Source organism: Desulfovirgula thermocuniculi DSM 16036, assembly GCF_000429345.1.
GTDB lineage: Bacteria > Bacillota > Desulfotomaculia > Desulfotomaculales > Desulfovirgulaceae > Desulfovirgula > Desulfovirgula thermocuniculi.
The window spans coordinates 1-16,720 of the sequence record NZ_AUBR01000062.1 but is presented as its reverse complement, the minus strand read 5'-3'; the positions used below and the strand labels follow the sequence as shown (position 1 = coordinate 16,720).

12 protein-coding genes and 4 tRNA genes are annotated in these 16,720 nt (G+C 63.0%); 2 read left to right on the top strand and 14 right to left on the bottom strand.

All coding sequences use genetic code 11. From position 1 onward, the window contains the following. Window positions 1–31 precede the first annotated feature (31 nt). The 13 genes from G454_RS0112640 to G454_RS22755 form a co-directional block, all read right to left on the bottom strand. The gene (locus G454_RS0112640; protein WP_027718911.1) at window positions 32–2,998 is read right to left on the bottom strand and encodes a DNA polymerase; all 2,967 of its coding nucleotides are present in this window, start codon (window positions 2,996–2,998) and stop codon (window positions 32–34) included. Then, entirely contained in the window at window positions 2,953–5,259 is a 2,307-nt protein-coding gene (locus tag G454_RS0112635; protein ID WP_156896783.1) for an ATP-dependent DNA helicase, read from the bottom strand. Before G454_RS0112635 ends, G454_RS0112640 begins: the two co-directional genes overlap by 46 nt. Window positions 5,260–5,861: 602 nt before the next feature. After that, window positions 5,862–8,948 (bottom strand): DUF927 domain-containing protein, encoded by a 3,087-nt coding sequence (locus G454_RS0112630; protein ID WP_027718909.1) that lies wholly within the window; start codon window positions 8,946–8,948, stop codon window positions 5,862–5,864. Between the two features lie 274 nt (window positions 8,949–9,222). Next, window positions 9,223–10,062, bottom strand: a complete 840-nt coding sequence (locus G454_RS19090; protein ID WP_051276386.1) for a hypothetical protein — start codon at window positions 10,060–10,062, stop codon at window positions 9,223–9,225. Window positions 10,063–10,141: 79 nt separating this feature from the next. Further along, complete coding sequence (locus G454_RS0112620; protein ID WP_027718908.1) at window positions 10,142–10,693, bottom strand: hypothetical protein; 552 nt, start codon at window positions 10,691–10,693, stop codon at window positions 10,142–10,144. Window positions 10,694–10,713: 20 nt separating this feature from the next. Continuing rightward, window positions 10,714–10,950, bottom strand: coding sequence for a hypothetical protein (locus G454_RS0112615; protein ID WP_035107794.1), 237 nt, complete (start codon window positions 10,948–10,950; stop codon window positions 10,714–10,716). Window positions 10,951–10,970: 20 nt separating this feature from the next. Next, window positions 10,971–11,696 (bottom strand): hypothetical protein, encoded by a 726-nt coding sequence (locus G454_RS0112610; protein WP_156896781.1) that lies wholly within the window; start codon window positions 11,694–11,696, stop codon window positions 10,971–10,973. Between the two features lie 37 nt (window positions 11,697–11,733). Then, the gene (locus G454_RS0112605; protein WP_156896780.1) at window positions 11,734–12,444 is read right to left on the bottom strand and encodes a hypothetical protein; all 711 of its coding nucleotides are present in this window, start codon (window positions 12,442–12,444) and stop codon (window positions 11,734–11,736) included. Between the two features lie 474 nt (window positions 12,445–12,918). Beyond that, window positions 12,919–13,359: a hypothetical protein gene (locus G454_RS0112595; RefSeq protein ID WP_169719363.1), complete on the bottom strand. Its 441-nt coding sequence runs from the start codon at window positions 13,357–13,359 to the stop codon at window positions 12,919–12,921. A 400-nt stretch (window positions 13,360–13,759) separates the two neighbouring features. After that, window positions 13,760–13,834 (bottom strand) — tRNA-Trp (locus tag G454_RS0112585). A 5-nt stretch (window positions 13,835–13,839) separates the two neighbouring features. Next, window positions 13,840–13,933 (bottom strand) — tRNA-Ser (locus G454_RS0112580). Between the two features lie 20 nt (window positions 13,934–13,953). Further along, a tRNA-Ser gene (locus tag G454_RS21525) sits at window positions 13,954–14,089 on the bottom strand. Between the two features lie 162 nt (window positions 14,090–14,251). After that, window positions 14,252–14,407 carry a hypothetical protein gene (locus G454_RS22755; protein WP_342669693.1) on the bottom strand — a complete coding sequence of 52 codons (156 nt, stop codon included), beginning with the start codon at window positions 14,405–14,407 and terminating at the stop codon, window positions 14,252–14,254. Between the two features lie 321 nt (window positions 14,408–14,728). On the opposite strand from G454_RS22755, the gene G454_RS20530 reads away from it, so the two are divergent. Next, window positions 14,729–15,331, top strand: coding sequence for a helix-turn-helix domain-containing protein (locus G454_RS20530; protein ID WP_051276382.1), 603 nt, complete (start codon window positions 14,729–14,731; stop codon window positions 15,329–15,331). A 133-nt stretch (window positions 15,332–15,464) separates the two neighbouring features. Continuing rightward, window positions 15,465–15,974 carry an ImmA/IrrE family metallo-endopeptidase gene (locus tag G454_RS0112555; protein WP_027718901.1) on the top strand — a complete coding sequence of 170 codons (510 nt, stop codon included), beginning with the start codon at window positions 15,465–15,467 and terminating at the stop codon, window positions 15,972–15,974. A gap of 280 nt (window positions 15,975–16,254) precedes the next feature. Here the strand turns inward: G454_RS0112555 and G454_RS0112550 are convergent. Next, a tRNA-Pro gene (locus G454_RS0112550) sits at window positions 16,255–16,332 on the bottom strand. Window positions 16,333–16,720 lie beyond the last annotated feature (388 nt).

The window sequence follows — 16,720 nt, the reverse complement described above, 5'->3', positions numbered from 1 at the left end:
CGCCGGAAGCCGGATCCGTCAAGGAACCGCGTTACTTCTCCGCCCAGGTCTCGCACGCCGCCGCCTCTACCTCCACCGGGACGTCTGGCAGGAAGCGGGAGGCGGTTAACTCCATCGCCGCGCCCAAAAGCTCTGCCACCTGCTCCGCCAGTTCCTCCGGGGCTTCCAGCACGAGTTCGTCGTGCACCGTGGCCACTAACTTCACGTCCTCCAAACCGCGCTTCAGCAACTCCCTATAAAGCCGGGCCATAGCACATTTTACCATATCGGCCCCTGTACCCTGATCTGGCGTGTTGTACAGTTCCGTGAACGCCCCGGCCTTGCGGAGGTAGGGGCCCTCCCTGCCCTCTTCCCGCACCGTGGGCCACACGCGGAGCCTGCCGCCCAGGGTGCGCACCCAGGGGCGCTTCTCCCGGTGGAATCCCTGCCCGAAGTCGTGCTGCCAGTAGTCCGCGAAGCCCCTCTCACGGCCCTTCCTCGCCTGCTCCGCGTGCCACGCCGCCACCGCCGGGTAGGTGCGGAAGAAAGCCTCGCGGGCGGCCTCGGCCTCCCCCAGGGTCATCTTCACGTTGTAGCTGGTCTCGGCATAGAGTTGTAAAGTAATTCCTTGCATACCATAAATTAGTCCAAAGTTGAAAGCCTTCGCCGCCTGGCGCTCCTCCTTGGTCACGTCCTCCGGGGCCTTGCCCGCCATCCTCCCCGCGGTGAACCTGTGTATGTCCACATCCTCCAGGAAAGCCTCCCGCATGGTCTTGTCCCCGGAAAGTTGGGCCATAATACGCATCTCGATGGCCGAGTAGTCCGCCACCACCAACTTCTTACCTTCCGACGCCCGGAAGAGCTGGCGGATGTCGGAGCCACGGGGACACTGTTGAAGATTTGGGTTGGACGCGCTGAAACGCCCCACGCCCTGGGGGTTGATCTGCCGCAGGTCCGGGTGCAAGCGGTTCGTGGCGGGGTGCAGCAGTTCCAGCCACTTCTGCAAAAAGTCCGCCCGCTTCTTAGCCGCGCGGTAGGCCCTCAGCGCTTCCGCGAACCTCCGCAGGGGGCTGCCCTCCGGCAACCGGGAGGCCAGCCGGGACAGCGTCTCGTCCCTCGATTCCAGGTCGAACTCTTCTCCTCCCACGCTCAGCCTGTCCCCTGCCAGCAGGCCCTCCCCCTCGGCCAGCAGGCGCAGGCAGTCCAGCACGTCCTGGGAGCTGTCCGGGTTGAGGCCCGCTACGATCCTCTTACCCTTCTTCGGCCTGGGAACGAAGCCCGCCCCCGCCGCCAGGGCCTCCAGTTCCCCCCTGTGCCGGGCCGCCTCTTCCCGGGCGGCCGCCAGGAGTTCCCTCGCCCGGGGGGCGTCGAAGGGCATGCCGCTCAGTTCGATTTCCACCACCGCGGGCAGGCAGGCGAACTCGATTTTCGCTACCTCCACCAGGCGGTTCAGCACCAGCAGGCGGGCCAGGACCTCGTACAGCGGCAGGAGCACCGCCGCGTCCCGGGCGGCGTACCGCACCTGCCCCTCCGAGAGCTCCCCGCGCCAGTCAGAGGCCTGCAGGTCCTTGGGGAGCCACACCTCCAGGTGGCGGTGGGCCACCTGCTGGAGCGAGTGCGTCGGGTAGAAGGGCTTGATCTCCTTCTGGTTATCGTGCTCGAACTCCACCAGGTGGCCGTGGGCGTCCACACGGGTGGCTTTCAACTCCTGCCCGCGGTCGTTCCTGGCCGGGCGCAGGCCCCGCTCCGCGCACCACTTCTCCCACTGGCCGCCCGGTACAAAATCCCCCGCGGTGACCAGCTGGCTGGCCAGCATGGTGTCGAACAACCGCTCCATCGGGATCCGCCGCCCGCCCAGGCCCGCCCGCAGGAAGACCAGGTCGAACTTCAGGTTGTGGCCGACCTTGAGTACGCCGGGGTCCGCCACCAGTCCGGCCACTGCCTCCAGGGCCTCCCGGCGGTCCCCCTCCCGCGGCAGGGCGAACAGGTCGAGCACGTACACCCTCGCCCCGCCGCCGGATTCCGGGCTCACCCAGTCGTCGGCCACCAGGCGCTTCTTCCCCTCCGGGTAGAGTGGCACGGCCAACTGGATCAGCCGGACCCGGTTCTGGAGCGGGTCGAGGCCGGTGGTCTCCGTGTCCAGGGCGCAGGCACCCGCCGCGCGGGCCTCCTCCAGCGCCGCCCGCCACGCGGCCAAGTCGGGCACGCGCGCGACCTCCGCGGCGTCGAGCCAGTCTTCCCACGGGGAGCGGAAGGCCCCCGGCGCGGCGCCCGGTTCGGGCGGGAAGAGGGACTGCTGCACCTTTTCCGTAGCGTCCCGCACCGCCTCCGACTCCTTTCCTTTCAATCCCACCATAGGCGCCTCCGTTCCGGGATCTCCATTCGGCGCGGGCGGCGCGGCCCCCTCCCCGCCCGGGGGCGGCGGCGCAGGGACCCGCGGGGTTTCCGCAACCGCCCCGGCGGGGTCCGGGGACGCTGGCGCCGCGGGTGCGGGCCCCGGCGCGGTGCCGCCAACCGCCCCGCGGTCCGCCTCGGGCGCGCCCTTCGCGCCCTCCCCGCGGGGTTCTTCTTGGGGAAAGAGGGCATCCTGGCCGCCCCCGCCGCCCGCCATGATCCACTCCCGCCAGGCCCGCTCCAGGGCGGCCTTCGCGGCCTCGAACTCCGCCCAGGCGGCCTCCTCCTCGTGGGGCAGGAAGGCCTCCTCCACCGCCCTTTGCGCCGCCCTCAGCCGGGCGAGGAGATCCGGGCGGCGCTCCCTCGCCCACGCCTCCAGGTGGAAGAGGGAGAGGGTGGGGGGAACGACGCTCTTTCCTCGCTTTTCCAGCCCCGCTACAGGCGTTCCTGCGCCGCCGCGGAATTCCACCGCCAGTTCTTCTCCTTTCAATCCCACCATAGGGACGTCCATGTCACCGCAGGCCTGGATCGCCGCCCTCGCCCTTCTCCTGGCGAAAAACTCCCTCACGCCCATGCCCTTCAACCCCACCACAGAATTTTCGCCAGCGGCCTCACGGGCAGGCACGCCTCGGTAAACCGCCTGTGCCTTCCCGCCGCGCGGGGGTCGCAGATGATTACCAGGCCGGTGTCCGTTTCGGTGCGTATCAGCCGCCCCACGCCCTGGCGCAGGGTCAGGGCCGCCAGCGGGCGGCACACCTTTGCCCACCACTCCCGCCCGGCGAGCCAGCACTCCGCCTCCACGTCTGGGTCGTCCGGCTGCGGGAAGGGCAACCTGGCGATGAGCACGGCGCTGAGTGCGTCACCCGGCACGTCCACCCCCTGCCAGAAGCTGGCCACGCCGAAGAGCACCGCCCGACCGTGCTCTTTGAAACGCTCCAGCAGCTCGGCCCGGCCTGCCCCGCCCTGCACCAGCAGGAGGCGGTTGGCGGGCAAGCTGCGCTCCACCAGCGCGGCCACGTCCCGCATCTCTTTGCGGCTGGTGAACAGCGCCAGCACACCGCCGTCCACCTTTTCCAGCGTCCTCAGCACCGCCCTGGCCAGGGCTTCCACGCGGCGTGCGTACCGCTCCCCGGTTTCTTCGCCGTCCCCGCCGCCGTTTCCCGGCGGTGCCAGTTCGGGGTTGGTCAGCACCACCGCCCGCATCTGACGCTCGTAGTCGAACGGGCTGGGCACCACGCCCGCTGCCAACTCTCCCTCCTCGAAGCCGAACCTTTCCCGGAACCATTCAAAACCCTGGCCCTGCGGGAAGGGGAACAGCGTGGCGCTGGTGAGGAACACGTGCCCGTACTGCCGCCACAGGTCACGCAGGAAGGGCGCCGGGTCGGCAGGGTGCGCGGCGAACCTGCCGGGATATTCGACGTAGCACACGTCACCATCCCGCCCGGCCAGGCGGTAGTGGTTTTCCATCAGCACCGCCCTCCTAAAGGCCTCCTTGAGCTCCCGCCAGCGCTCCACCAGCCTGCCCGCCCTTCGCTTCAGGGGCGCGAACTCCCGCTTCAGGTCGCGGTCGCCCTCCACCGCGGACTCGACGGCCTCCGCCGCACGCACGGCGAAGCTCAGCAGGCCCGCCGCGGGCGAGAAGAACTCCTCCAGCCCTTCCAGAACGCCTGCAGCCGGCGGGGAGTGGCCCGGCAGAAGCGGGCGGCGGTCGTGCTCGCCCAGGCGCTCCCGGGCCCAGGAAAACAGGGCGTCCAGGCGCTGCCCCAGGTTGGCGTAACGCCTCCCCGCCCACTCCCGCGCGGCGTCCAGCTTCTCCCGCACGTACAGTCCCGCCTGCCACTGCTCCGCCCGCATGGCCCACCCGTGCAGGTCGCGCAGGAAGGACAACGCGTCCGAGCGCAGGCGCGCCACGCGCCGCTGGGAAAACACCACCTCCCTGCCCTCGCGCGCGGCCTTCAAGAACTCGTGGGCCTCGTCCAGCACCAGCACCGCCGGGGGCTTCGCGCCCTTCCCGGAAAAGAGGCTCAGCCCCGCCTCCTGCCTCAGCAGGGCGTCCGCCACCACCAGGTGATGGTTCGCCACCACGACGTCCGCCGCCGCGGCCGCATCCCTGGCCGCACGGAAGCCGCAGGCGCCCCTGAACCGGCACTCCGCGCAGTCCGCGTCCTCGTCCGCGGCGCTGACCCTGGCCCACCACTGGTCGCGATCCTCCGCCGTCCCGGGCAGGTAGGGCCAGGCGGGCAGGTGATCCTTCACGCCGGTGCCGCCATCCTCCAGCCACCGGGCAAGCACGTCCAGCCAGCACAGCTCCTCCTGGTCCCTCTGGTCCGGCACGCCGCCGACCGAGAGGAGGGCGTTGGCCCTCGCCCAGAGTTCCTCCAGGCGGCGGACGAGGAGCGCCGGGCACAGGTAATTGGCCTTGCCGAAGAGCACGGCTACCGCGGGGCGCTTCCCGGTGGCCTGCCAGATCAGCTCCTGCACGAAAGGCGCGTCTTTCTTGACCAATTGCTCCTGCAGGTTCTTCGTGCCCGTGGCCACCACCGCGCGCTGGCCGCTTTCTACGGCCCAGAGCATGGCCGGCACCAGGTAGGCGTAGCTTTTGCCCGTGCCCGTGCCCGCCTCGACGGCCGCGTGCCTCTCCTGCCGCTCTCCCGCGAGCACCCGGGCCAGCAGGCGGAGCATCTTCAGCTGGCCCTCCCGGCGGACCAGGCCGGGCGCGGAGAGGAGGACCGAAGCCGCGCGGTCGGGGAAGGCCGACTGGGCCTCCGCTGGCTCGCTTTCGGACCCGGTTTCAGCACCGCGGTCCGGGTCCTGAGATGGCGGTCGAGCTTGCTGCTGGGCTTCCAGCATTCCCTTTCGACGCAAGATCTCCAATACCGTACCCATTTTTCTCACACTACTCTTTAGAAAATTGGGGGAGTGCGAGGGGGATTGATCCCCCCCCCCCCCCTCGCTTTTTCTTTTGCAATGAGAGTTACCACCCGTCGTTACCACCTGTTACCACACGGTGGTAACAGCGGGGAGAGCCTTTCGGCCTTACAGTCATAAGGCTTTTAGGACTTGGCAGTAAATGGTGTTACCATAGGTGGTAACACCCCTCAAAACCTTGTGGCCGTAGGGATAGAAGGTTATTGGAGAGAGAGGTGTTACCACTTTTTTTTAACAAGTATATATATAGGACCTGCGCAACATATGTTTTTGCGAACAGAAAAAAGCAAGAATATAGTTATGCGAAAAATAGTGAGACTTTCCCCTGTACGCAAAAATATATTGTGTAGAGATCCTAGAGATCCCGTTAAAAAATTTTTGTGGTAACAGTGGCAACAAAAATCCCTTTAAAGCCTAGAGCGGCAAGGCTTTGAGGCTGTTACCACCTGTGGTAACAGCCTGAAATTTCCATGTCCTCAAAGCCTTGAGGCTGTAAGCATCGAGGGCATTTTGCGCTGTTACCACGAGTGGTAACAGTGTGGTAACAGCGGGGGTAACAGTTAGAACAACTTGTCCCATTCTTCGTCGACCCACGTTTTATCGGGGATTTCGTCTCCTTCCTTCTCTTCCGGCAAGACGCATTCGGCGCGGACGCATACGCACCGCGTCAGTACCTTCGCCACGCGCACGCCCAGCTTGAACCTGGTGACCTCCTTCCCGTTCGGCCTCTTCTCCACCTGTGTGACCACGTGCCCTGCTTGCGCCAGCGCCTGCAGAGCGTGGTGGCTGTCCAGGCAGAACGGTTCGCGGCTCACCGCTTCCGCAAAAGCCGCTTCCGTGAGGGCCACCACGCGGACTTTCTGCCCGCACTTATCCCGTACTTCCGTCACCGAGCCGACCCATTTGGAGGGCGGGCGGGGCCGCTCTATGTCCTCCTCCCGCAGGTTCTCTATGCTTTCCCTGTTCTGGGCGACGTACGACTGCACCGCCGCTAGCGCCAGCTCCGCCACCGTCTCCTGGGGGATGTTTTCCAGCGCCATCTCCCACCCCGCCAGGAAGGACTCCATGCAGGCGTCCTCCTCGCCTTCGGTCGCGCCCAGCGCCTGCAGGAGGAAGCTCAGGCCCGCAAGGGCCACCGCCGCGCGCGAGGCCAGGCGGCCCGCCGTCCCGCGCCTGTGGTCCGTCGGCAGGGTCTCATCGAGCTCTTCCAGCGAGTGCTTGATTTCTTCGAGAATAAAGCCCTCTCCTTCTTCCGCCACCTTCCGCACCAGCCAGGCGAGGTATTCCCGGCCCGCGTGCCCGAAGCTGGACATGGCCAGCTTCCGCAGGCGCTCGGCCTCCCGGCGGTTCTCGTCGCTCTCTTCGGGGAGGAGCGGCGGCAGTTTCACCACCCGGTCGTGGCTGCCGGACTCCGCCGGAAGCAGTGTGGTGAAGTCCACTTCCGACGTGGCGAACACCACGGCGTGGAAGCTCCTCGTCCTGCGCCCGCCGCCGGCCCTGGCGCCGCGCCCGCGCTCCATCCCCTGCCCGGCCAAGTGCAGGAGGTAGTCCACCTCTTCGCCCGCCCCTTTCCTGAGACGCCCGATGAGCTTGTGCACGTCCTCCAGGTGGACGGTCAGGTCGGAGCACGTGCCGAAGAGCACCTGCATGGCCACGCGGGTGTTGTCGGCGAACCTCAGCCGCCCCTCCGCACCGCTGCCCGGCCAGCCGTAGAGGCTCGCCACCACCTGGCTCCAGACGGTCTTCCCCTGGTGCCTGCTCCGCCCCGAGTTGACCGGCACCATCGCCACGGTGAAGCCCGACACGTCCACCAGCCCGGCGGCCTTGGCGAACCGCAGGAGGGGCGCGCCGGCCGCGCAGCCCAGGGCGAAGGCTACCTGCGGGTACTTCGCGGCGGCATCCAGCAGGAAGCGCCTGTGCTCGGAGGGGTCGCCGCCGCAGCGGAAGGAGGCCAGGATCTGCCTCTCCAGCGCGGAGATGTCCTGCGCCCAGGCGATGTCGGCGTCCGTCTGCAGTCCGGCGTCCGGCTGGATCTCCTCCTTGTCGCCCGCGTCGGCACAGATGGAAGCATCCGGGAGCAGGATCTCCCTCCCCAGCACGAAGAAGCGCTTTCCGTCCAGCTCGTGCCATCCGCACCGCGAGACGGCGCGCACCGTCGGCAGTTCGGGCGCGCCCTGGTGACCGAGCACGGCGAGGCAGCGGAGGGCGTGCAGCCAGCCGATGAGGGCGTCTATGTCCGCCGAGGACACGGGCAGCCCGACGTCCACCAGCTCGCCCACGCGCTTGCGGTCGAACAGGTACCGCGCCGGCACGTCGGCGAAGCGCCACTTCTCGCGCTCCCACCAGGCCACCGTCCACTTCTCTATGCCCGCGTCCTGCTCCACCGGGTCGAGCCTCCTGACCAGCAGGGCCACGGTGTCGATAACCGGGTGCGCCCGCTCCCCGCCCTCTTCGTCCACCGACACCTTCACAACCCTGCCTTCCCGGATGTCGTAGTAGCAGCTCTTCCTGCCCGTCGGCGGGAACGGGAAGTTTTCGGGCAGCACCTCCTTCGCGGGAGGGAAGGCGGAGGTGATGGTTCGTGTCCCGGCATTCTCCGCCGGGTGCTCCACCTTGCACTCCTGCCTCTCCCGGATCGCTTCCAACTCCTTGGCGGCATCTTCCTTGAGGGCCTTGGCCAGTTCGCCCCTGATGCCGAGGCGCTTCAGTAGCGCCTGCAGGCTGACCGTGCCTCCCGCGGCGAAGGCGGCCGCCGCGCCGCGCCTCATGCGGATTGGGTCGCCTGAGGCCAGCGCGTCCAGGGCATAGCGCCATGCGCCCTCGCCCGTGGGCACCCACTCGGGGGCGCCTTCCGCCAGGGCGCGGAGCTCGGAGACGGCGTCGTGCCCCTCCGCCTCCCTGCGGCGCAGGTAGTCGTCGAGGCCGGTCTTGCAGCCCGCCGCCCCGCCCTCCCTCTCGCCCTTCGCGGGAGGCACGGGCGGCAGGCTGAGCACCTTCACGCTGGCGGCGCCACGAGCGTAGAGCTGTTCGGCCAGGCGGCCGTAGGCGGGCCACGCGGGGTGCTCCTGCGTGATGTCGGAATCGTACCACAGGACGAACCGCTTCCCCGTCCAGTCCCGGCGGAGATCTTCGATAAGCGCGTGGGAGTCGGGTATGGCGGACGTCTCCCCGCCGCCGGCCAGCTTGGCCGCCGCCGCGGCGGGGTCGCCCCCGCTCGTGTCCGTGCGCCAGTTGTAGACCCCGGAGAGGGCCGCGCAGGGCAGGCCCCGCAGGGCGGCGGCCAGCGCCTTGAACTCGCCCTCGGTGATCCAGACCTCGGGCGTCCCGTCCAGGTCCAGCCCCGGCGGGACGAAGAGCCGGTTGGGTTGCCCCAGCGGACGCTTGTACTTCTGCTCCCTGCCGTCCCTCCCGCGGTAGGGCACGTCCAGCCTTATGGTGAAGGTGCCCGGGTCGTTCGGGTAGCGCAGCAGGATGCCGCCCGACTCCAGGCCGGGGTCGTCGTGCGGCACGCCCAGCAGGGCGGCGGCCTCCTCCCTCGTGACCGAGCGCAGGAGGCCGGCCGCCTCCATCCCCGCCACCGCCGGGTGCGTCGGGTCTATGCCGTAGTGCGATTTCAGCCTCTCCTTGTGCGCCTCATTGAGCCCCATCTTCCCCCTCCCCGTCTATCTTCTTCCCGGCGGAAAAAGGAAGGCGCCCGGCGGCGTTGGTTGCCGGGCGCCGATGCAGGGAGGGAAGAAAGGATGGGGAGTGCGGGGCGGGCACGCACCCCGCGAAAAAATACAGCGCCCCGGGGAAAAACCGGGGCGTCGCAGTTCGTGGGGTACCGGAAGCGAGGTCCGGGCCGACACCTCCAGAAAAAAAACGGCACACCCGCGGGGCACGGGACCGCGCCGCGCCCGCGGCCGCCGGGCGGGCTGGCACCTAGAACGGGAAGTCCTCGAAGGCCGGATCTCCCTGGGCTACCTCTTCCGCTAGGCCTAGCTCGACAGCCGCTTCCCTGTCCCTCCTCGCCAGGTACTTTTCGCGGAAGTTTCTGAACTCCTGGGCATACCTTTTCAGTCTGGCACTTACCTCGTCCGGTAGCTTTTCCACCACGGTGAAGACCGCCTTGGAGTAGGGTATCTTGCTGGTGCTCACCGCTTCCTTCAGGCCGATCCTGACTACCACCTGATGTATGTCGAGCCACTTGCCCGTTAGGGTTTTCAGGAACTTCCTGAAGGGCCCGATGGAAGTGGGCGGGAGGGAGAGTACTACGGGGAAGAATTCTCCCGACCGGAGGATGTACAACCGCCACATGTTCTTGCACGCCTTCCTGTTATCACCCTTGCTACCCATCTGGTTGAGCTTGCACGCGGCACACGGACCGCCAGGATCTCCCACTCCGCGGAGGCCGTCCGGCGAGTAGCACTGCGGGGGGTTGCCCGTGCCCTTGAACTCCCCGGGCCAGTAAGCATTCACACGATGATGGTCCAAAACGACGCCGACTATCTCCGGCACGTCCTCCATGACGTCGGGATCGTCCTCCCTGGGTAGCCTGAACTTCGTCGCCCCGCCGAGGGGGAACTTCACTCTGGTGAACAGGGAAACCGACTCGGCGTCCCCGAAATTCGTGCGTATCAATTCTTCTAGGCTCCTGTGCCCCTCACCCTCGACGACCATCAGTTCAAACTTTCCCTGTCCTTCCTGTGCTACCGATTCCGGCTTGCTCTGTACCTCTTGTTCCACGGGCGTGGGGAAAAGACCTTTAATTTTTGCACTCATTAACCAATCGCTCCTTTCCATAATCGTTTGGTTGTTTGATTGACATATTTGATTGACATAGCAGAGGTGTCCGACTCTCCTAGATTTCCCTCTCTACCGCCGCCTTGACGAGGCGCCACTTCCCGCCGACCATCGCGAAGAACAGGTGCATGTTGGCCGCCGTCTGCACCTCCGACACCAGTCTGCCCTTCCCGTCCCTGTAGCGAGTGACGGACGGCACCCTGGCCACCACGCAGTGGGCACACGGGTGCGGGACGCGACAGGCGTCGCGGTCCACGAGGCTCCTCCAGTCGGCCAAATAAGTGCTCAACACCCTGTAAAAGCCTATCCCCATCAGGCCGAGCAACTTCTCGGCCTCCGCCTTCGTCAGCGGCGACATGTACGGGTCTTTTTCCTGGCGGGGTCGGGAAAATTCCACAACCCGCCACTTTATCGCGACGCGGTGCTCGCGCTTAAACCTGTCGTCGTAGTACAGATCCAGCGCGGCCCCCATCTGCTGTTCCTCCACCAGGGCGAACGCCTGCGCCGACCGCTCGTCCACGGCTTCCGCGAATTCAGACGCCGCGCACTGCTCATCGTCCGAGGGCCAAACTCCGAAGTGGGGATTTTTGACGCTCGCCACTTTTGCCATTTTTCCCTCCCTCCCCTCTTTCAAGCGTAGGCCGCCGCACGGTGTCGGGTCCTGTAGCGGCGCGCCGCTTCGTAGGTTACTTCCTTCCGCACCAGGTTGTCCGCGCTGGCCCCGTCCACCGCGCAGGCCGCCACGAGTTCCATCTTCCCGCCGCACCTGCGGCATGCAGGCGGGGCGGACTCGCTAAAGGAGATTTCGCTCCTGAAGCACTCCCAGCAGAAGTAGCGGAGAACTATCTTTATTCCTATTTCTGCCATCCCCTTTCTGCCAATCTCTGTCAATCCTCGTACAGCACTACTTCCTCGGCGCCGCCGTCGAGCCGCCGCCACACGGCGGTGATCTTTCCCCGCTTTCTTACTCCCCCTCCTACCCCGGGGAGCTTTGTCAGCCGCTCCTCCGGCCGGAGGAGGCCCGCTTCCACGAGTTGCGCCTTAGATCTGCCGCCGCGCTTTCCGTCGCCGTTGGCTTCCCACTGTGCTTGTTGCTCGTCCAGAATTTCCAGCACTTCGGGATCCACCTCGTCGTCCGGCAGCCTCGCTTCGAGCACGACGCGCAGGGAGTACTTCGCTACGGGGTAGCCGCGGACGAGGTGGGGAGGATCCACGCATGCAGGGGGAGCGTGGCCCTTCCCGTCGAGGTCCGCCGACATCAGTCCGAAGCGCCCGGCGATGCGGGCGAGGACGGCTTCTCCAGAGCTGTGCGAAGAAAACAGTGGGTGGTTCGCCAGTTCATGTAGCTTCGCACGGACTTGCTCCCGCCTGCGGCGCTCCAGTTCAGCCCTGGCCAGGGCGGCGTTGTGCCTGGCCGCCACGGCGGGGAGATCCGCCGCGAGGGCCGCCGCTTCCGCGGCATACCACGATGCGCTCCGTCCCTCGCGGATGTCCGAGAGTAGGATCTTTTTCGGATTGGCCTGGAGGTCGTCTGCGACGGGCGCCTTGGCTCTCGCGCGAGCGGAGATTTCCGCAAGTGCCTCATCCCTGTCTAGGCACTCGTGCACCGCCACGAAGAAGATCTCCTCTAAAGGGGCCACAGGGGAAAATCTACGTCTCCGCCAGGGAGATTTGCTCACGATTCTTGCGGTTTTCAAACGCGGCATAATCCAATCCCTCAGTTGGCACGGTGATTTTGAAAGCACGGGCGTACTTCTTGCCGGCCCGCGTGGAGAAGGATGCAACGACGGAAAGTCTCCCGTCCTGGTCCTGGCTGGCTTGCGTCTCCAGCCAGCCTTCCTCCCTCCAGTAGCGGAGGATCGCGTCCTGGGTTTCCCTGTCGTGGATGCCTGCCGTGCGGGCGAAGAAATCTCTCCGCATGGTGGAGACATTAATGGTTACCGTAATCCTTTTCCCATCCGGGGAATAGCTTATTTTTGTCAGGTTATCCTCCTTCTGGAGTTCGGCAAGATTTTGCCATACGAAGCGAATGAACTCCTCGTAAACGGAAGTTTCGTCGTCGCTTCCGGGCTTAATCGAGGTTACCTGAAGCCGGGGCTTATTCTCGAACAACTCGCGGGTCAAATGCTCTATCAGGGCCTTCTTATCCAGCACGATCACACCCAGGTCCGTCAGCGCCGCGAGGATCTGCCTCGGGGAGCAGCCCACTTTCTTGATGATATTTCGGTTGGGTAGCTCGAGCCTTAGCCACCTTCGTCCGGTTTCCCTGTTTTCTAAGATTCCGGTGATCTCGAAGGTTTCATCGGCTAGCTTGTCCTCCCTGTCAACCCTTATTGTGGCGTGGGATTGCACGCTACGCACCCCCGTTGGTGGTAATAGTTGGCTTCCTTTTCCTCCAAAAAATTTAGGTGTAACCCAGGTAACCGGTATCGAAATTACCTTTGAATCCGCGTCCCTCAAGGCTTTCGGCGGTTACACTTGTTTGGTAACCTTGGGTAACTCGGGTAACCTGAGAATTATTTGCAATTATATTTGGTTTATCAGCTACTTTATACTGCGATGAAGAGCTGCTTGCTGCCCCTGATTGCCTCGAAAGACTTTCTCCACTTTTCTGCGAACTCGGTTTTTAGCGCGATGAGGGTTTGGTAAAGTTCCTCTGCACATGCTAAGGCTTCGGAAAACCTCCGTTCTACCATGTAACTTGCGATTTTTTCGATACGGTTGTCAAAGTGAGGGAGTTCGTAAAAGCCAACGGCAATACTCGATGTCTCGGTTTTGTATCGGATGGTTAGCAAGAGAAATCTGCTAGTATCGATTTCAACATCGAGGAATCTTTTAGGATAATTGATTGATTAACTGTTTTAGAGTTTCGGAGAATCTCTCCAAGGTTACTGTCACAGCTTGTACGTTTCGGTAATAGTTACTACCTTTTTCTGGTTCTTTAAAAACTACGCCATGACGCAACTCGTCACCCTTTTGCCAGAGGATGTGCAGGTGCGGGGAAGAGGGAGCATGTTCGTACCCCACATGGTAGTTAACCCTACCCCATACTCTGCCCCGCAACTCGGCAGTCTTCGGATCTAACAAGTCCTCCACCTCAATTTGCCGGAACACGGCCAGAGTCATTTGCTTTTTTCCTAGCCTGACCACCTCAACCTTGACTTCCGCGGTTTCGATACTTGCTTCCGCTACCCTGATTGCCTTGTGAGAGGGGAAAGTTTGCATTCTCTTCTCCCTCCGAAAAATTTTAGGTGTAACCCAGGTAACCAACATCAAAATTGCCTCTGAGCCCGCTTCCCTCAAGGTTTTTCCTGGTTACACTTTTTCGGTAACCTCGTGTAACCTGGGTAACCTGAGAATTATTCGCAATTGGTTAGTTGGTTTGTAAGGCAATCCAAGTTTTCACGGCTTTCCGCAAACCCTTCACCCGGCCAACATACAGGAAGAGGAGCCTTTGTGTTGACCGCATCCCTCCCTCACCCCCTCTCCGCGGTCGTCCGGCCGCAGGGCGAAACCTCCGCACGCCTTCGAAGTGGCCCAAGTGACGTGGCCGCCGTGGAGGGCGCCTTTGGCCTCGGTACACGAGCCGACGCCGCTCCTCCCGAGCGGTCTGAAATGCTCGCAGTTCCCGCACCTGAAGAGTTCCATTATCTTCTCCCTCCTGGAAGTTTTCCGCTGGCGGGGGAGGCGGAACTCGAACCCGCGTTGCCGGATTTGGAGTCCGGAGTTCTGGCCGCTGAACTACTCCCCCACGCGTGGTGGAGGGCAGGGGACTCGAACCCCTGAGGCGACCTTTCAGTCGCCCACCCACTTAGCAGGCGGGTGCCTTCGGCCTCTCAGCCAACCCTCCGCGGTGCGTTCGGGGAAAGGCGGAGGGGGCGGGATTCGAACCCGCGGGGCCAGCTGGCGGCCCAGCGGCTTTCGAGGCCGTCGCCTTATTTCAATCCCACCACAGGTTCCCTCGGTCGCTAAGAGGAAATCCGCCGGGCCACTTGGCCACCCCTCCGCACCCGCGGCCTCAACTCTGCCCTTTCATCCCGCTATATGTTCCTTGGCCACCATCCCGACGACGACCGTTGCTGTACGGGAGCGCGTTGCGATCTTCGCCCTAGCTTGGACGAAGTCGCGTGCCGTAGCTAAATCGTCGGGGTTGGGGAAGGAATACGTTTTAACCAAGAAGTTGTGCCTCCTTATCGGGAGAAAACTTGCTTTCAGCGGTCTTAAGCATAAAAAGCTCGTCGACACTTTTGTTGAAATGCTTGGCTATTTTGAGTGCGATGGGCAGGGAAGGTATTCTTTGATTGGTGGCAATTGAGGTTATCATACTTCGGGAAACGCCAATGATTTTGGCTAAGTTTTTGTGCGTGGTGGTTCTTAATAGTTCATGAAACACGGGAGTAGTAGTCACCAGTCGTGGCATTTTTTGTCGCGGCATAGGATTACCCTCCCATAGGTTACAGGGTATGCTTTATAGATCGGGAGGCTACTCTGTGTATAAGTATAGGTTACTGTATGTTTCTTGTCAAGCTGTATCACAGAAAAATTTATACCCTTAGTAGCAGGTGGTTGCTTAAAGTTAACTTTTGGGTATACTATAAGCTAAAAAGGTTACTAAGAGTAACCAACTTCAAAGGAGGGAATTTTGATGTTTCCGCAGAGGTTAAAAGAGGTAAGAAAAAAGAAAAATCTTCTTCAAAAGGAACTCGCATCCATGCTGGGGGTTTCGCGCGCTGCTGTAACTTCTTGGGAAAACGGTTCCAGAGTTCCCGAGTTTGAAACTCTTCAACGAATAGCTGATGTTTTGGAGGTATCAGTAGATTACCTTCTCGGCCGTACCGATGATCCCACCCCAAAGAGTGCCAGGCAGGAAATGAGGAAAGAAGCGGAAAAATCTCTACGTTCATATAAGAAACAAGAAGAAGATACAAAACAAAAAGAAATAGAATCCCCCAAACCAGCCCGCCTCACCGTCGCCGAACTCCTCCAGCGCTTCGCCGACCGCGACCCCGAGACCCTGACGGTGGAGGAGGCGCTGGACATGGTGCTCCGCTCCGACCACGTGATGTTCGACGGCGTGCCCGTGGGCCACGAACTCGACGAGGACGTGCTGCTCGACATCCGCGACGCGATGGTCTACTTCCTAAAGTTCCTCCTCAAGCAGAGCAGGCTGACCGCAAAAAAAGCCCCCCGGTGGGCGGGGGAGGTGGTGGGTCCGCGCCGCCGGAGAGTTGAGTGCCTGGCCGGGTAGGGGGGTTTTTTATTTTTTTTGTCGAATTTTGTCGCAATTTTTCGGGCGTTCGCCCCTTCCCTCCCTGCCGGGTTTCTGCTATACTGGGGCTTGTCCGGCAACGTACATACGTTCGCTGTGTGGGGGTATCCGCGTGCTCTTGGATTTTGTGTCAGGCAGGGTTGAGGAGGTCATCCGCAGGTACGGCCTGCTTTCTCCGGCCGACCTCGCTCGCGAGCTGGGCGTGGTGCCAGTAAAATTGCCCCTCCGCTCAGCTCACGGCATCTCGTTCTCCGTGGACGGGAAGAGGGTGGTGTTCGTCGATGCTTCCCTGCCTCTCGCCAGGCAGGAAGGCGTGCTCGTGCACGAGGTCGGCCACCAGGTGCTCCACCCCGGGGAGGTCAGGTTCCACCTGCGGCGGTTCCACCGGGGCGTCTCGTGGAAGCGTGAGGCCGAGGTGAACCTCTTCACTCTGCTGTACCTCCTCGCCTGGAACAGGGAACTGTTCGAGGCGTGCGGCTACAACCTCTACGCCTTCGCGGAGGCCCACGGCGTGCCCCTGGGAGCCGCCGAGTACCTCGTCGGGGCGGCCCGCCTTAGGGGCCTGGGTTTTCTTAGGAAGTTGGGAGTTCAAGTGCCGGGTTTCGAGGGAGACGCGGCTTGAGAAGGAAGGAAAAAACTGGTTTGCTCAAGTCCTACAAAATCGAAGAAGCCCGCCTCTTTCCTGCGGGCTTGTTTCTTCGCTATCTGCATGCTGGCTTTAGACAGGTTTAGTATATTCATAAATTTGGTCCGCCTCTGGTCCGCCTCTTGGTCTGTATAGTTACGGAAACCTGCGTGAAATAAGGGTTCCTTACGGAACCCTTTACCTGGCTTCCCCTTTCGTTTTTAAAACTTGGAAAGCCCGCAAACCCTTGGTTTTTGAGGGCCTGCGGGCTTTCCGGTGGTCGGAGCGACACGACTCGAACGTGCGACCTCTACCACCCCAAGGTAGCGCTCTAGCCAAGCTGAGCTACGCCCCGACATTATGGGGTACTACTGCTTATTTTATCCCACCTTCATGACTGCTGTCAAGGGCCTTAAAACCTCAGGTATCCCCACCTTTTATGCCTACATCCCGCTGTAAGCTATCTCGGGCCAGGCATCGAATACCCAGGGGCATCGGCCCCGTCGTCCGCTCAACCAGGAATGAAAAATATAGTACCCCACACGCCAAAGCCCCAGAGTCCGCTTTCGCTCTGTGTTCGCCATCAGCCGCCGGTGCAGTTGCCGTTTTTCGGCCCAATCACCCACTACGGTCAGTAAGTAGTAGGCGTACGCTATTAAAAGAAAAAGCCGGTTATAACGCATCGCCGTCCTCAATACCAGCCCCCGCAGCCGAAAACCAGCCCGCTCATTCTTTAAGTCCCG

Bases quoted from the DNA above. Each gene is read 5' to 3' on its own strand.
- G454_RS0112635 (WP_156896783.1), bottom strand. From the start codon at position 5,259: ATGGGTACGGTATTGGAGATCTTGCGTCGAAAGGGAATGCTGGAAGCC.
- G454_RS0112630 (WP_027718909.1), bottom strand. From the start codon at position 8,948: ATGGGGCTCAATGAGGCGCACAAGGAGAGGCTGAAATCGCACTACGGC.
- G454_RS19090 (WP_051276386.1), bottom strand. From the start codon at position 10,062: ATGAGTGCAAAAATTAAAGGTCTTTTCCCCACGCCCGTGGAACAAGAG.
- G454_RS0112620 (WP_027718908.1), bottom strand. From the start codon at position 10,693: ATGGCAAAAGTGGCGAGCGTCAAAAATCCCCACTTCGGAGTTTGGCCC.
- G454_RS0112615 (WP_035107794.1), bottom strand. From the start codon at position 10,950: ATGGCAGAAATAGGAATAAAGATAGTTCTCCGCTACTTCTGCTGGGAG.
- G454_RS22755 (WP_342669693.1), bottom strand. From the start codon at position 14,407: ATGATAACCTCAATTGCCACCAATCAAAGAATACCTTCCCTGCCCATC.
- G454_RS20530 (WP_051276382.1), top strand. From the start codon at position 14,729: ATGTTTCCGCAGAGGTTAAAAGAGGTAAGAAAAAAGAAAAATCTTCTT.